Annotated in this window: 16 protein-coding genes; 4 read left to right on the top strand and 12 right to left on the bottom strand. The window is 63.8% G+C overall.

All coding sequences use genetic code 11. The annotated features are described in order from the left end of the window. Positions 1-56 precede the first annotated feature (56 nt). From AOT96_RS04180 to phoU, 4 genes are all read left to right on the top strand, one after another. Positions 57-1,016, top strand: a complete 960-nt coding sequence (locus tag AOT96_RS04180) for an acyl-ACP desaturase (RefSeq protein ID WP_003940492.1) — start codon at positions 57-59, stop codon at positions 1,014-1,016. A gap of 81 nt (positions 1,017-1,097) precedes the next feature. Continuing rightward, positions 1,098-2,240, top strand: coding sequence for a tRNA dihydrouridine synthase DusB (gene dusB / locus AOT96_RS04185; protein ID WP_003939756.1), 1,143 nt, complete (start codon positions 1,098-1,100; stop codon positions 2,238-2,240). Between the two features lie 150 nt (positions 2,241-2,390). Continuing rightward, complete coding sequence (locus tag AOT96_RS04190; protein ID WP_042451384.1) at positions 2,391-4,421, top strand: LCP family protein; 2,031 nt, start codon at positions 2,391-2,393, stop codon at positions 4,419-4,421. A gap of 72 nt (positions 4,422-4,493) precedes the next feature. Beyond that, positions 4,494-5,189 (top strand): phosphate signaling complex protein PhoU, encoded by a 696-nt coding sequence (gene phoU, locus AOT96_RS04195; protein ID WP_003940130.1) that lies wholly within the window; start codon positions 4,494-4,496, stop codon positions 5,187-5,189. Positions 5,190-5,247: 58 nt separating this feature from the next. Here phoU and AOT96_RS04200 read toward each other — a convergent pair whose 3' ends face one another. The 12 genes from AOT96_RS04200 to mshD all read right to left on the bottom strand — a co-directional run bounded on the left by AOT96_RS04200 (position 5,248) and on the right by mshD (position 16,120). Then, positions 5,248-5,994 (bottom strand): SDR family oxidoreductase, encoded by a 747-nt coding sequence (locus AOT96_RS04200; RefSeq protein WP_065351337.1) that lies wholly within the window; start codon positions 5,992-5,994, stop codon positions 5,248-5,250. Between the two features lie 90 nt (positions 5,995-6,084). Beyond that, entirely contained in the window at positions 6,085-6,822 is a 738-nt protein-coding gene (locus AOT96_RS04205) for an urease accessory protein UreD (RefSeq protein ID WP_065351338.1), read from the bottom strand. After that, a complete protein-coding gene (gene ureG, locus AOT96_RS04210; protein WP_003939705.1) occupies positions 6,822-7,565 on the bottom strand; it encodes an urease accessory protein UreG in 744 nt (247 codons plus the stop codon). The genes AOT96_RS04205 and ureG overlap by 1 nt, the downstream gene beginning before the upstream one ends. Then, positions 7,558-8,247, bottom strand: a complete 690-nt coding sequence (locus AOT96_RS04215) for an urease accessory protein UreF (RefSeq protein ID WP_007733855.1) — start codon at positions 8,245-8,247, stop codon at positions 7,558-7,560. Before AOT96_RS04215 ends, ureG begins: the two co-directional genes overlap by 8 nt. A 4-nt stretch (positions 8,248-8,251) precedes the next feature. Then, entirely contained in the window at positions 8,252-9,961 is a 1,710-nt protein-coding gene (locus AOT96_RS04220) for an urease subunit alpha (protein WP_007733854.1), read from the bottom strand. Then, positions 9,958-10,428, bottom strand: coding sequence for an urease subunit beta (ureB, locus tag AOT96_RS36435; RefSeq protein WP_007733849.1), 471 nt, complete (start codon positions 10,426-10,428; stop codon positions 9,958-9,960). Before ureB ends, AOT96_RS04220 begins: the two co-directional genes overlap by 4 nt. Further along, a complete protein-coding gene (gene ureA / locus AOT96_RS04230) occupies positions 10,425-10,727 on the bottom strand; it encodes an urease subunit gamma (protein ID WP_003939800.1) in 303 nt (100 codons plus the stop codon). The genes ureB and ureA overlap by 4 nt, the downstream gene beginning before the upstream one ends. Positions 10,728-11,007: 280 nt before the next feature. Next, positions 11,008-11,784, bottom strand: a complete 777-nt coding sequence (pstB, locus tag AOT96_RS04235; RefSeq protein WP_003939968.1) for a phosphate ABC transporter ATP-binding protein PstB — start codon at positions 11,782-11,784, stop codon at positions 11,008-11,010. A gap of 58 nt (positions 11,785-11,842) precedes the next feature. Beyond that, positions 11,843-12,751, bottom strand: coding sequence for a phosphate ABC transporter permease PstA (gene pstA / locus AOT96_RS04240; RefSeq protein WP_003940100.1), 909 nt, complete (start codon positions 12,749-12,751; stop codon positions 11,843-11,845). A gap of 3 nt (positions 12,752-12,754) precedes the next feature. Further along, positions 12,755-13,846: a phosphate ABC transporter permease subunit PstC gene (pstC, locus tag AOT96_RS04245; RefSeq protein ID WP_007733846.1), complete on the bottom strand. Its 1,092-nt coding sequence runs from the start codon at positions 13,844-13,846 to the stop codon at positions 12,755-12,757. A gap of 62 nt (positions 13,847-13,908) precedes the next feature. Further along, a complete protein-coding gene (pstS, locus tag AOT96_RS04250; protein WP_065352762.1) occupies positions 13,909-15,027 on the bottom strand; it encodes a phosphate ABC transporter substrate-binding protein PstS in 1,119 nt (372 codons plus the stop codon). Positions 15,028-15,220: 193 nt separating this feature from the next. Continuing rightward, positions 15,221-16,120, bottom strand: coding sequence for a mycothiol synthase (mshD, locus tag AOT96_RS04255; RefSeq protein WP_007733842.1), 900 nt, complete (start codon positions 16,118-16,120; stop codon positions 15,221-15,223). Between the last annotated feature and the right edge of the window lies 1 nt (position 16,121).

Raw genomic sequence — 16,121 nt, forward strand, 5'->3', positions numbered from 1 at the left:
CTACGGTGCCGTAGGCTGGGGCGAAGTCGCGCATTCACTCAACATGGAGGCAAGAAATGACGAGGATTCTGACGCAGCTGGAGCTGCTACAAGAGCTGCAGCCGGTTGCCGAGGAGAACGTCAACCGCCACATCTCCATGGCCAAGGAATGGCATCCACACGACTACGTTCCGTGGGACGAGGGCCGTAATTTCGCAGCCATGGGTGGCGAAGACTGGAGTCTCGAACAGTCACAACTCGGCGAGGTAGCTCGCGCCGCGATGATCACCAACCTGCTCACCGAGGACAACCTGCCGTCGTACCACCGTGAGATCGCCGAGAACTTTTCGCAGGACGGTGCCTGGGGAACGTGGGTCGGCCGGTGGACCGCCGAGGAGAACCGCCACGGCATCGTGATGCGTGACTACCTCGTCGTCACGCGCGCAGTCGACCCCGTCGAGCTCGAGCGCTTCCGCATGGAACACATGACAAACGGTTACAGCGCACCCATCGACGAGGGCGACGCCGGCCTGCTGCACTCGGTCGCCTACGTGACCTTCCAGGAACTCGCGACGCGCGTCAGCCACCGCAACACCGGCAAGGCCTGCGACGAGCCGATTGCCGACAAGATGCTTCAGCGCATCGCCGCCGACGAGAACCTGCACATGATCTTCTACCGCAACATCTGCGCCGCCGCGCTCGATCTTGCTCCCGATCAGGCGCTCAAGGCTGTGGCGAACATCGTCCAGAATTTCCAGATGCCCGGTGCCGGCATGCCGAACTTCCGCCGCAACGGCGCCCTCATGGCCAAGCACGGCATCTACGACCTTCGCCAGCACCTCGACGAGGTCGTCTGGCCTGTCCTGCGCAAGTGGAACATCTTCGAGCGCAACGATTTCAGCGCCGAAGGCGAGAACACGCGCGAAGAGTTGGCGGCCTTCCTCGAGACACTCGCCGCCAACGCGACGAAGTTCGAGGAACAGCGCGATCGCATGCTCGCACGCGAAGCCGCCAAGCGCGAACAGCAGGCTTCTTAGTTTCACCAGCTATTCTGTGCCCGGTACCGGATTCGGTACCGGGCACTTCCAATTGTCACAAGTATTTGTTCAGAGGTAGACATGTCATCCCTTCGTATCGGTTCACTCGAGCTGCACAGCCCCGTGGTCCTCGCACCCATGGCGGGCGTCACCAACGTCGCCTTCCGCACGCTGTGCCGTGAACTCGAACTCGAACGTGCAGGCAGCACGTCCGGGCTCTACGTCTGCGAGATGGTCACCGCCCGCGCGCTCGTCGAACGCCAACCCGCCACGATGCACATGACCACGTTCGGTCCGACCGAAACGCCCAGGTCGCTGCAGCTGTACACCGTCGACCCGGATACGACTTACGCCGCGGCCAAGATGATCGTCGACGAGAACATGGCCGATCACATCGACATGAACTTCGGCTGCCCGGTACCCAAGGTGACCCGCAAGGGCGGCGGATCGGCTCTACCGTACAAGCGTCGACTGTTCGGTCAGATCGTCGCGGCAGCCGTGCGCGCCACCGAAGGCACCGACATTCCGGTCACCGTCAAGATGCGCGTCGGCATCGACCCCGAACATCACACGCACCTCGACGCCGGCCGGATCGCGGCAGCTGAAGGCGCCGCTGCCGTCGCACTTCACGCACGTACCGCGTCGCAGCGCTACTCCGGCACTGCTGACTGGAACGAGATCACGCGCCTCAAGGAACACGTCACCGACGTGCCGATCCTCGGCAACGGCGACATCTTCGACGCCTCGGATGCTGCCCGCATGATGAACGAGACCGGCTGCGACGGCGTCGTCGTCGGACGAGGCTGCCTCGGACGGCCATGGCTGTTCGCGGAACTCAGCGCAGCTCTCAACGGACAACAGATCGCCACGCCGCCGACGCTCGGCGAAGTCACCAAGATCATCGCCCGTCACGCCCAACTGCTCGCCGCACATCACGGTGAAATGAAGGGTCTGCGCGAACTTCGCAAGCACGTCTCCTGGTACATGCGTGGGTTCCCGGTCGGATCGGATCTGCGGGTCTCGATGGCTCTGGTCAGCACGTTGTCCGAACTGGACGATCTGCTCGGACAGCTCGACCACGACGTCCCGTTCCCCAAGGACGCCGAAGGCCCGCGCGGACGCCAAGGCTCACCCGGTCAGGTAGCACTCCCGGAAGGTTGGCTCGACGATCCCGAAGACGACCTTGTGCCGGTGGGAGCTGACATGATGCACTCTGGTGGCTAGCGAAAACACGCCGTCGGATTACTCACATCACTTTCTGAGTGAAGCACTCAGGATTCACCAGTAATATGGCTCCAGCTTCGTCGACAACCGGTTGACGCCGGCATCTGAATGACGAGTTACTGACAGTCGACGACGGGACAGGTTGCATCGGTGGGTGATGATCACGATTCGGGCCCACCTCCGCCCGAGAGCCGCGCCCCCTGGGAACGTCCGCTCGCAGACAAGCGCTTCCGCAACGCCCGACCGGACCAACCGGCAACGCCCCAGCGCCCTGCCACACCCCAGCGACCAACACCGCAACCACCCAGTCCCCCGGAGCGTCGCAGCAGTGGACGTACCGGGCGACGGGACTCGCCTCCGACCGACGACTCTGTTTCGGTCGCCGAGTTGGTCCGTCGGGTAGGCGACAAGAAGCCGCCACCAGCCCCGGCTACGCCGCCCAAGCCGGCGCCGAACAAATCCGTACCACCCAAGACTCAATCTTCAGCAGCGTCGTCGCCGCCCCCCGCCCGGCCGATTCCCGCCCGTCCGACCGTTCCGCCCGCAGCTGCGGACTGGATCACCGAAGAACATCCCGTCACCTCCGCAGTGCCGCGGGTAGTCGGTGACACCGGCGCCACTCGTCTGGCGCAAAGCAAGATTCGCCGCCGCCATCGCGCAAAAGTGATCGGCCGATCGGCAGTAGCGTTCCTGGCCGTCATGTCTCTCGCATTGACCGGCGTCGTGTGGGGCTATCTGCGCTCGGTCGAAGGCGGATTCGATCAGATTGCGGCACTCGACACCGAGTCCGACGACATCATCGACGCCGGTGGTCAACTCGGCGACGAGACGTACCTGATCATCGGCACCGATACCCGCGCCGGTGCGAGCGGTGAGATCGGCGCCGGAACCGTCGAAGACGCCGAAGGCGCCCGAGCCGACACGGTCATGCTGGTGAACATTCCCGCCGACCGAAGCCGCGTCGTCGCCGTCTCCTTCCCGCGTGACCTCGACGTCGAACGTCCGATCTGTCAGGGATGGGACAACGACGCCGGCAAGTACACCAGCGAAACCTTCCCGGCAGCGAGCGGGGACAAACTCAATGCGACGTACGCACTCGGTGGCCCCAAATGCCTGGTCAAGGTCATCCAGAAGATGTCCGGCCTGAAAATCGGGCACTTCGTCGGAATGGACTTCGCCGGTTTCGAGCGCATGGTCGACACCGTCGGCGGTGTGAACGTCTGCTCCCCCGGACCGATCGAAGACGGCATCCTCGGAACCGTCCTCGCCTCCGGCGGCACGCAGATGCTCGACGGCCGTACCGCCCTCAACTACGTGCGTGCTCGCCACGTCGAAGCCGAGGGCAACGGCGACTACGGGCGCATCACCCGCCAGCAGAAGTTCCTGTCGGCGCTGCTCCGCTCGGCCCTGTCCAACCAGGTCCTCCTGAATCCGAGCAAGCTCAACGGATTCATCAACGCCTTCACCAGCGACACGTTCGTCGAAAACATCGACACCAAGTCACTGGTCACCCTCGGTCGCTCGCTCCAGAACGTCGACGCAGGCGCGGTCACGTTCTTGACGGTCCCCACGGACGGCACCAACGACTGGGGCAACGAGATTCCTCGCACGGACGAGATCAAGTCCCTCTTCCAGGCGATCATCGACGACGATCCGCTTCCGGGCGAAGAGCGCGAGGACACCACACCGTCGTCGACCAGTTCCACGACAACCGCGCCTACGTCCAGCACGCCGCCGGCCGCCACTTCCGTCGAGGCAATGAGCGCCTACAACATCTCGGTCGACGTCTCCAACGCGTCGGGAATCGCCGGGCAGGCCGCGACAATCGCCGACAGCCTCGCGGCTTACGGTTTCCAGATCTCCACAGTCGGTAACTTCAGCGCAGCCACCGGCCTGGCGAATGCTCAAGCGTCGACCACCGTCGTGCGCTACGCCGCAGGTTACGAGGCTGAAGCGGTGACTGTCGCGTCGTCGATTCCCGGCGCGGTTCTGGTTCTCGCTCCGAGCATGGGAGACATGATCGAGGTCGTCGTCGGAAGCAATTTCGCCGGTACCGTCGTCGCCCCCGCGGACCCGGGAACCATCCTGGCGGCAAATCCGACGTCGGTCGACACCAGCACCTCGACGGCTCTGCCCGCCGACATCGCCAGCGTCAACGCCGGCGACACCACCTGCGACTGACACGCGTTCATTCACCTTGCGTTCACCTGGTGCTTGTGACTTGGTCTTTCACGGCACGTAGGCTCTGACCTCATGCGCGTGGCTTACAACGAACAGATGACCGAGCTTGCAGACACGCTCGGCGAGATGGCAGGACTGGCAGGTGCCGCTATGGAGCGCGCCACCCAGTCCCTGCTCCAGGCAGACCTGTCCCTGGCAGAACAAGTAATCGGCGAACACGACAAGATCACCGAACTCAGCACCATCTGCGAGGAGCGCGCGTTTGCGTTGCTCGCCCTGCAGGCTCCCGTTGCCGGAGATCTGCGCTCGGTGGTCAGCGGAATCCAGATCGTCGCCGACATCGACCGCATGGGCGCACTCGCCCTGCACGTCGCCAAGATCGCGCGCCGCCGACATCCCAACCACGTGCTTCCCGAAGAGGTCAACGGCTACTTCGCCGAGATGGGACGCATCGCTGTCTCCATCGGTGCGGCCGCCAAGGTCGTCCTCGAGACCCGCGACCCCGAGCGCGCTGCCCGTCTGCGCGAAGAAGACGAAGCGATGGACGACCTCCACCGCCACCTCTTCACCGTCCTCATGGACCGTGAGTGGAAGCACGGCGTTGCCGCCGCAGTCGACGTCACGCTGCTCGGCCGCTTCTACGAGCGATTCGCCGACCACGCCGTCGAGGTCGGCCGACGTGTCATCTTCCTGGTGACCGGCAAGCTGCCCGAAGAGCCCGAAACCACCGAGAAGGTCGACAACCTCACCTCGTACCCGGATCTCTGAACCCAACCGTCCACGTGAGTAAAAGGCGGCCGCGCACTTGCGCGGCCGCCTTTCCTATTCAGTCCTCGCGCAACCAGGTTTCCAACGTGGGTCCTGCAGTTGTCGATCCCGGCGCGGGCAGCAACGCCCCACCCTTCATCGCCTTACCCGCTCCCGGCATCGAGATCGGGATCAGCCACTTACGTCGGCCACGGTATTTCAAGATCTCGCGCGTCATGGCCGGGATCTCGAGGACCTCGGGCCCGGCCAGGTCCGGAGCCCTCCCGGTCGGACCGTTCTGAGCGCAGGTCACGAGCGCCTCGGCGACGGTCTTCGCTGCCACCGGTTGTGACCGCATCCGGGGAACCATCGCGACCGGCCCCAGCCCGAAGAGCGCGATCGTCTTCTCGCCGAACTCGAACCACTGAGTGGATCGCAGGATTGTGAATGGAATACCCGACGCCTCCACCGCGCGTTCCTGCGCAGCCTTCCCCTGGTAGTACCCGAAGGACTTCAACTGCGGATCGTCGCAGTTCACGATCGAGAGCAACACGTGATGCTTCACGCCAGTTCTGGTTTCCGCCGCGGCGATATTTCTGGCTGCGGTCTCGAAGAACTCGACAGCCTTCTTGGCACTGTTGGTGACGTGATCACTCACGTCGACGACCACGTCTGCGCCGGCAAATGCCTCGTCCAACCCTGCACCCGTGGAGATGTCGACTCCCGTCGATCGAGCGGCAGCGACCACGTCATGGCCCCCTACCTTTGCCTGCTCGACGACCAACTTTCCCATCTGGCCGGTTCCGCCCAGAACAACAATTCGCATGATGCCTCCGTCAAACCTGTGCGCCCGGCTCTCTTCGGCCTGGTCACATACTGGACGACGCGGCCTCCCGAAGTGTGACGGTAGGGCGAATCAGTCGGTGTACTTCTGCGAAAATCGCCCACGCCACTGCGACCAGATCGGATCCAACGCTGCGCTCGCTTCGTGTGCGTGGTCGGCCACGGCCCGTGCCAGCATCCCCGGTCCCGCCAGCGGCGACACGTGCCCCTCGACGTCGTCGGAAGTCTTCATCCCCAACAGCATGGTCGTGCCGAGCACACGATGACCACCGAGAATTCCCGGCAGCGAACGGCCAGGAACGCTACGCAGGTCGAGAGTTTCCACGAGCAGCGCTTCCCCGCCGACGGTAATGCGCTGATCCGAGCGAAGCGCACCGCCGGTTTCGCCGGTCCGGCCGAACACGATCATCTCGTCGAGCAGCGCAACCGCATCGGATTCCAGTGAAATATCCACGCGCCTGGTCACATCCGCGCCGCCCGCGACGACAAACGGTGCCGCGCGCCAGATCAGCGCCGCACCGGCGCCGACGCTCGCCGAAGCCGACCACGACGCCCGGCCGCCACGCGCGTTGTACGCGACGGTCCCCGACGGCTCGATCACCTCGAGGCACGTACCCGGAGCGACTACGAATTCGATACGCAGGTCGTCGCCGGCCAGCAGCGTTGCACTGTGGCCTACCAAGGCAATTCGCACGGTGAGCCCGCGAGCGTCGACGAACCGCGGGGCCAGGAAGTCGCCCGAGATCAGCTCTCGCGCAACAGCGGTGTCACCCACTCTCTCGACGACGACCCGCGTAGCTCCAGTGCGCATCAGTGAGCGTGAGAGTGGCTGTGCCCGTGACCGTGACCGTGGTCTTCTTCATCGGCATGGAAGTGCGGCGCCATCGGCCCCGGATCCTGCGGGGTGTGACTACCCGCGCGATGAGATGCGATGACCTGGCGGAGCCACGCACTGAGCTGGTCGATCGTTGAGTGATCCTTCTGGCTGAGCGCGAGAACGGGAAGTCCGTCACGCGCGGCCGTGGCATCGGCAACCATCTGGACCGCGTCGACGTCGACGTACGGGGCCAGATCGATCTTGTTGACCACCAACAGATCTGCCCGCTCGATTCCGGGGCCGCCCTTTCGTGCGACGTCTCCGCCGCCCGCGACGTCGATGCAGAAGATCTGGGCGTCGACCAGTGCCGGGCTGAACGTGGCAGTCAGGTTGTCACCGCCGCTTTCCACGATCACCATGTCGAGGGGATGGAACTGACGCTCGAGGTCTTCGACCGCAATGAGGTTCGGCGTGACGTCGTCACGAATTGCCGTGTGCGGGCACGCACCGGTCTCGACTGCGACGATGCGCTCGATCGGCAGAACGTTGGCCGCGCGCAACAGTCGCGCGTCCTCGTCGGTGTAGATGTCGTTGGTGACCACCGCGATCTCGTACTCCGCCGCGAGTTCGCGGCAGATGGTGGCGATGAGGGTGCTTTTGCCGGTGCCGACGGGGCCGGCAACGCCGAGCCTCAAACCTCTTGCAGCAGTGGTGGTGTTGTTCAGGTTGTCAAGCACGGAAAATCCTCCTGGATCGAGCGTGGTGTTCGAGTGACCATTGTTCGACCAACGGCCCTGTTGTTGCGGGTATATCTGCGACGCCCTCGACGGCTACGGCAGCCGCGGCGACGGTTTCGATGGTCGGGGCTGCTCGGAGCAACCATTCGACCGGTTCTGCCGGATCCACCGGCAGTAGCTTCAATGCCGCCGACGCCACCGTTTGGGCGTCGTCGTACAAACAAGATCTGGCTGCCTGTAGGTCGTCCATCCCGGAGACCGCCGTGAAGACGCCCAACGCGAGCGGACGCATCGGATGCCCAGGCAGCGCCATGAGCATCTGCACCGCGGGGTGCTGCGGCCACAATCGCGACGCCAGTCTCGCCAGCCCACGGCCGAGCTGAATCGACGCCTCACGCAGCGGTGCGCTGGGAGTCCGAGCGAGCAGTTCCCTCGAGATGTCCTCGAGTTCGCCTGCACTACCCTCACTTACGGCCCAGCGGCGCGTGACCACCGTTGAAGCGGCCTCGACAAGTCCGACTGTTTCGAGTCGACCGCGAATGAAGTCAGGGACCTGACTCTGCAGGAGTCCGCCCGCCAGTGCCGGTTCCAACCCCGACGAGTGCGCGTGACCGCCGGTAGGCAGACGCCCGTCTGCCAAGAGCATCGATGCTATCTCGGCAGATGCCGTCTCGATCGACATGGTTTCAGAACAGCATGTAGCGCTGAGCCATCGGCACCACGTCAACGGGGTTGGGCGCGATCAGGTCGCCGTTGACCTTGATGGCAAACGTCTCCGGATCGACGTCGATGGACGGCAGCGCCGTGTTGTTCGGCATGTCCGCCTTGGTGAGGTGTCTCGTCGGACGAACACCGGTAAGGGTGCGGGTGAGACCGAGACGATCGGCCAGACCGTCCTCGATGGCCATCGGAGAGACGAACGTCGTGGACAGGTGCGGGGCCGATCCCGGAGTCGCCGCGATGGCCGGGCGAACGAACACCGGCTGCGGGGTCGGGATAGCAGCATTCGGATCACCAAGCGGCGCAGCAACTATCGCCCCGCCCTTGATCACGGCAGAAGGACGGACTCCGAAGAACGCGGGATCCCACAGCACCAGGTCCGCCATCTTCCCTGCCTCGACCGAGCCGATCTCGTGATCGATACCGTGCGCCACCGCGGGGCAGATCGTGTACTTGGCGACGTAACGCCGCGCACGCTCGTTGTCGGCCGGCATGCTGGTGCCCAGCTTGCCGTACTGGGCCTTCATGACGTGAGCCACCTGCCATGTCCGCAGGGTCACCTCACCGATACGGCCCATCGCCTGGGCGTCGGACGAGGTGATCGAGATGGCTCCGATGTCGTGCAGAAAGTCTTCTGCTGCAATCGTTGTCGGACGGATCCGGGACTCGGCAAAGGCAAGATCCTCCGGAACCCGGGGATTGAGCGCATGACACACGATGAGCATGTCGAGGTGCTCGGCAACCGTGTTGACGGTATGCGGCAACGTCGGATTGGTCGATGCCGGAAGAACGTTCGGCTCACCTGCCGTCACGATGATGTCCGGTGCGTGCCCGCCGCCGGCGCCTTCCGCATGGAACACGTGGATCCCGCGTCCGGCGATCGCATCCAAAGTGTGCTGTACGTAACCGGTTTCGTTGAGGCTGTCGGCGTGCAGCGCTACCTGAAGGCCGAACTCGTCGGCTGCGCGCAGAGCGGCGTCGATCGCGGCCGGAGTGGAACCCCAGTCCTCGTGAACCTTGAATCCGCCTGCGCCCGCGAGAGCTTCCTGGCGCATGGCCTCATGGCTGACGGTGCTGCCCTTGCCGAGAAGAAGGACGTTGAGCGGGATGTGGTCGAGGGCGCGGTGCATCATCGTCAGCGACCAGGCGCCGGGCGTGACGGTGGTTGCCTTGCTTCCTTCGGTTGGGCCCGTTCCGCCGCCCGCCACGGTCGTCGTACCAGTGGCGAGTGCTTCCATCATCTCGACTTCACTGAGGAAGTGCACGTGAGTGTCGATCGCACCCGCGGTGAGGATCTTTCCCTCACCGGCGATCACGTCGGTGCTCGGCCCGATGAGCAACTTGGGGTGCACGCCATCCATGATGTCGGGGTTACCGGACTTGCCGATCGCAACGATGCGTCCGTCGCGAATTCCGACGTCTGCCCGGACGATTCCCCAGTGATCGAGAATCACCGTGTTGGTGATGACGACGTCGAGAGCGCCCTGGTCGCGAGTGGTCAGGCCCTGGCCCATCGACTCGCGGATGCTCTTACCGCCGCCGAAGACCATCTCGTCGCCGGTCGCGGTGTAGTCGTGCTCGATCTCGATCCACAGATCTGTGTCGGCCAAACGGATCTGGTCGCCTGCGGTCGGGCCGTACAGGGAGGCGTAGCCGCGTCGATCGATCCTGCTCATTCGGCTGTCCTCTCAACTGTCGTCGCGGCGTCGTCCGGTGAATCCGCCTCGACTGGAACATCACTCACACGCACGTTCACCGAGGACGCTCGCAAAGGTTCTTCGACCTCGACGCCGGGCGTGCCGAACGGCATGACGGTCTTGGGCTCGCGCGCATGTGTCGGTAGGTCTTCGTCCGGCACGATCTGCAGGCCCGGAACCCTTTTGAGTCCGCCGAGCGCGATCAGTGTCACCGTTCTGCTGACCCCGGGTTCGAACCGAACCGACGTTCCCGAGGGGATGTCGAGCCGGAAGCCGTCTGCCGCTTCGCGATCGAAGGTCAACGCCGGGTTGGCCGCGGGAAGGTGGAGATGTGAACCGATCTGAATGGGGCGATCGCCGTCGTTGACGACGACCATCGTGATCTTCTCCGCGTCCGTGCCGAACTCGAGCGGTTCGGTGGACACACGTACTTCGCCGGGAATCATCGAATGGGCTCCGTCACGGTGACCAGTTTGCGACCGTCCGGGAAAGTGGCCTCCACCTGGACGTTTGCAATCATCTCGGGTACCCCTTCCATCACGTCGTCGCGGGTGAGCACTTGCCGACCGGCGTTCATCAGTTCCGCAACCGTCATTCCGTCACGCGCGCGCTCGAGAATCCAGCACGAGATCAGTGCCATCGCTTCGGGGTAGTTCAGCAGTACCCCGCGCTCGCGGCGGTCACGGGCGACCATGCCCGCGACGCTCAGGAGCAGCTTTTCGGTATCTGAAGGGGTGAGGTGCACTGACAAGCCCTTCCGGTTGTGAAACGACATCGATCGACAGCGTGCTGTCGGGCCGAGATTAGCATTGTCCGAAGCGTCGTCAGTATCCACGAGATTCACATCGTCGGCTACTTCAGCGCCCACTCGGCGCACTTGCGCTGCTCATCGAATTATTCGGGCGCCCAACGACGCTCAGCTCTGCGCACCGGAGTGGGAACTATCACCACAACCAAAAAGTTTCACCCCCGTCTCCTGTTGGAAACGGGGGTGAAACATGATCGTGCAGGGTTGATCCCGGGACCTATCCGAAGCGGCCGGAGATGTAGTCCTCGGTGGCCTTCTGCGTCGGGTTCGAGAAGATCTTCTCGGTGTCGTCGATCTCGACGAGCTGACCGGGCTTGCCGGTTGCCTCGAGGTTGAAGAATGCCGTCTGGTCACTCACACGCGCAGCCTGCTGCATGTTGTGCGTGACGATGACGATCGTGAAATCCTTCTTCAGCTCGGTGATCAGGTCTTCGATCGCGAGAGTCGAGATCGGGTCGAGCGCGGAGCACGGCTCGTCCATGAGCAGGACGTCGGGCGAGACCGCGATGGCACGCGCGATGCACAGACGCTGCTGCTGACCGCCTGAGAGGCCGCCACCGGGCTTGTCGAGGCGATCCTTGACCTCGTTCCACAGGTTGGCACCGCGCAGCGAACGCTCGGCCACCTCGTCGAGCTTCTTCTTGCTGCGCTCGCCCTGCAACTTCAAGCCCGCGACGACGTTGTCCTTGATGGACATGGTCGGGAAGGGGTTGGGTCGCTGGAACACCATGCCGATGGTCTTGCGAACACCGACCGGATCGACGTTCGAGCCGTAGATGTCCTCGCCGTCGAGCAGCACCGAACCCTCGACGCGCGCACCGGGAATCACTTCGTGCATGCGATTGAGTGAACGGAGAACGGTGGACTTGCCGCAACCGGACGGGCCGATGAAGGCGGTGACGCTCCGGGGCGGGACGGACAGGCCCACATCGGCGACGGCGTGGAACTTGCCGTAGTAGATGTTGACGTCCTTGAGATCCAGACGCTTGGCCATTACCGGCTCCCTACTGAGTTGTTGACGCTGTTGAGTACGAACATGTTCCGAGGCCGCATCACTTACTTCTGACCTGGGAGAAGTGACCGATCAGCTTCGCGACGATGTTGAGGATCGCGATCAGCAGGATCAGGGTCAGTGCTGCGCCCCAGATGCGGTTGGTGCCGGCGTCGGTGGGGTTGTTCATCTCGGCGACCATGACGGAAGGCAGTGTGCCCATTTCGCCGTTGAACAGGTCGAAGTTGATGAACGGTGCGTAGCCGACGAGGATCAGCAGCGGTGCGGTCTCACCGAGCACGCGGGCCAGGGCCAGCATGACGCCGGTGATGATGCCGGGAAGTGCCGTCGGCAGAACGATTTTCGAGATGGTCTTCCACTTCGGCACACCGAGCGCGTACGACGCCTCTCGCAGATCCATCGGGACGATGCGCAGCATTTCCTCGGTGGAGCGGATGACGACCGGGACCATCAGAAGGACCAGAGCCAGTGACACCGCAAACGCGGACTTGGGGAAGCCGAAGGTCGCGATCCACAGGGCGTAGATGAACAGCGCAGCCACGATCGACGGAACACCGCTGAGGATGTCGACCATGAACGTGGTCAGCTTGCCCAGCTTCGACTTCCGGTCGGCGTACTCCACCAGGTAGATCGCGACGAAGATACCGAGCGGGATGGAGAAGACCGCGCACACGATGCCTTGCAGCAGGGTGCCGATCAATGCGTGATAGATACCGCCGCCGTCGGCCGACGCCGTCAATCCGCTCAGCGAGTTGGTGAACCAGGTAGGCGACGTCAGAGCGGGCAGGCCCTTGGCGATGACCGTGAAGAGCACCCAGACCAACGGGATGAGCGCGATGACGACTGCCAGGCTCACCAGGATGGTCGCGATGACGTCCTTGGCACGACGACGAGCGCCGACGCCTTGGAAAGTGGGGGCCTTGACCGGCCGGTCCAGAGTGGAGGTCATGGGTCAGTCCTTCTTTCCGGCGATCACTGCGCGGGCAGCCGCGTTGACGACGAAGGTCAGTACGAACAGCACCAGTCCGGCCGCGATGTACGCGCCTGCCTGGATGTCGTTGTTGAACTCCGCGTAGCCGAGGGCGATCTTGGAGGCGATGGTCGAGCCGCCGTCGAACAGCGACCAGCCGAAGGCCTGAGAGGTGGTGCGCAGGATCAGGTAGAGCGCCATCGTCTCACCGAGTGCGCGTCCGAGACCGAGCATCGAGCCGCTGATGTAGCCGGACTTACCGAACGGGATGACCGTGGTGCGCACAACTTCCCAGCGCGTGGCGCCGAGGGCGAGTGCGGCTTCGATCTGTGATCGCGGGGTCTGGATGAACACCTCGCGGGTCACTGCGGTGATGACCGGAAGGATCATCACGGCGAGGACGATGCCTGCGGTGAAGATGGTGCCGCCGCCGGTGATCGATCCGCTGCCGTCGGCGAAGAGCGGGAACCAGCCGAGAGTGTCGTTGAGCCACACCGCGACCGGGGTGATCGCCGGAGCAAAGACGAGAAGTCCCCACAGGCCGTAGACGATGGACGGCACAGCTGCCAGAAGGTCGATCGTGTACGACAGTGGCCGCGTGAGCCACTTGGGTGAGTACGAAGTCAGGAAGATCGCAATGCCCAGTGCGATCGGCATCGCGAGCACCAGTGCGAACAGCGAGACCAACACCGTGACCTGGAAAAGATCGAGGACACCGAACGCCATCGCGTTGATGTTCTGCGTGACCCATTCACGGCTGGTCAGGAAGTTGACCTGGTTCCGGCTCAAAGCAGGAACAGCACGCCAGATCAGGAACGCACCGATCGCCGCGATGACAACCGTGATGAAGATTGCCGAACCGGAGGCGAGCGAGCTGAAGATGCGGTCACCCGGACGGGTCACCGTCTTGCTGTTGCCGCTACCCGGACCGTCACCCTTCGGAGGATGCTCGGTTTCTGGAGCCTTGGTGGAAGTAATCGTGTCCTCCGTGGTGCCGTTCGGACCGCCCACCCCGGCCCCGCTGGTTGCGGGGCCGGGAGAACGAGATGTCGAGGTGATGGGCGCGTCACTCATGCGCGCTCACTTCCTTCACGTCTGAATGTAGATCCATGAGCTTGTCCGCACGAGTCTCTAGGTCAGCTGATTGCCGTGATGGACGCGTTGAGGCGATCCTGGACGTTGGACGGCAGCGGGACGTAACCCTGCTCGGCCAGGTTGGCCTGACCCTCGTTGGCCGCGCTCGTCAGGAACGACTTCACTGCTGCGGAGGTGTCCGCGTCGTAGCCCTTGGAGCAGACGATCGAGTACGTGGCGAGAACCAGCGGGTAGGCGCCGGCTTCGTTGGTCTTGAAGATCGACGCGAGGTCGAGCGTCAGGTCGCCGGTTGCGTCGGACTTGAACTTCGCGCCTGCGATCGACTTCGCGGCCGTGTCGTTGGTCAGTGCGACTGCCTCGGAGCCGGTGTTGATTTCGGCAACCGAGAGCTTGTTCTGATCGGCGAACGACTTCTCGACGTAGGTGATCGAACCCGGTGCCGTGGCAACTGCCTGTGCAACGCCCGCCGAACCCTTGGCGCCCTCACCGACGCCACCGGTGAAGTCGGACCCTGCGCCCGACGTCCAAGCACCGTTCGATGCCGCGTCGAGGTACTTCTGGAAGTTGTCGGTGGTACCCGAGGAATCGGAGCGGATCACGGTGGTGATCTTCTCGTCGGGAAGCGATGCACCGGAGTTGAGCGCGGCGATTGCCGGATCGTTCCACTTGGTGATGCCGCCGTTGAAGATCTTCGCGAGAACCTCTGCGTTGAGAACGAGCTTGTCGACGCCGTCGAGGTTGTATGCAACTGCGATCGGGCCGAAGACGAGGGGAAGGTTCCAGGCTTCGCCGCCGACGCAACGCTCCTTGGCCTTGTCGGCCTGCTCGTCCTTGATGGCCGAGTCGGAGCCGGCGAAGTCGATCTGGCCGGCGATGAACTGTGTACGACCGTCGCCCGAACCGCTGGGGTTGTACGCGACGTTGACCGTCTTGCCCTTTTCCTGGCACACGGAGATGTAAGTGGCGACGAACTGGTCCATGGCGTTCTTCTGTGCCGAGGAACCAGCGGCAGAGAGGTTGCTCGTGCCTTCGCACGTTGCGTTCGATGCGGACGCGTCCACACCCGTCGACGACGAGTTGTTGTCGCTGCCACATGCGGCCAAGGTCATGGCGCCCACGGCCACTACACCAAGCAGGGCACCACTGCGCTTGAGATTCACCAAGATCCTCCGGAAATCGCTACCGCCACGCCCACGATCGGGCGGCGACATGAGACGCAGAATGATTGAAATCTGCATCAGGCAACACGGCGCTGCCCACAGAGAAAAGTAGGCGGGCGCGGTGTCCGGCTGGACCACACATGGTTAACGCAGAATGAACAGACTGGACATTTCTGCGTGTCCGACTGTGACGTCAGAGCGCGCGGGCGTAAGCCATGTCCACGTGGAACCGATCGAAGCCGAGTCGTTCGTACGTGTGGAGGGCGGCCGTGTTGTCGCCTTCGACGTACAGAAGGACGGTTCCGAGGCCGCGATCACGCAGGTAATGCATGCCCGCGAGAGTCAGCACTCGGCCGAGACCTCGTCCCTGCGCCGCGGGATCGATCCCCACGACGTACACCTCCCCCAGCTCCGGATCGTCACCTTCGGGTGCGTGCACCTTGGTCCAGTGAAAGCCGAGAAGAGTATCGGGATCGGTGTCCGCGAACGCCATGAACAGACCAGCAGGGTCGAACCAACCTTCGGCCGTTCTCTCGTCGATCTCCGCCTGGGTCCAGCCACCCTGCTCGGGATGCCAGGAGAAGGCCGCATTGTTGACGCGAAGGATCTCGGAATCGTCTTCGGGTCCACCATACGTCCGAATCGTCACACCTTCGGGCACAACGATTTCCGGAAGCTGCGGAGCATCGAGTGGTCGACGCAGCTGCAGGAGTTCACGAACGCTGACCAGATCGAGGCTCTTGGCGAATTCGACTGCGGCGTCGACGTTTCCGTGCGCCCAGACACGCGTGCCCGGCCGGCCCTCGTCGAATACCGCTGCGGCAAGCCTGGTTCCGATGCCGCGGCGCCGCGCCTGCGGGTCGACCACCAACTCCGCCATGTCGGGATGCTCGTCCGAACCGGCTTGCAGCTGCGCATAACCGACGACTGCATCGCCGTCGAGTTCGAGGAAGTGTCGCGCGCCGCCGCGCCCGGCAACGGCATGGCGCCCCTGTTCCGACACGGGCGCCTTGCCGTCGAACTCGGTTGCGCGATCGAGAAGCGCGGAAACCTGCTCGGCGAATCCAGCCGGCAGTGAATCTGTCCAACCCACG

The sequence above is a fragment of the Rhodococcus sp. 008 genome (assembly GCF_001682295.1).
GTDB classification, from domain to species: domain Bacteria; phylum Actinomycetota; class Actinomycetes; order Mycobacteriales; family Mycobacteriaceae; genus Rhodococcus_F; species Rhodococcus_F qingshengii.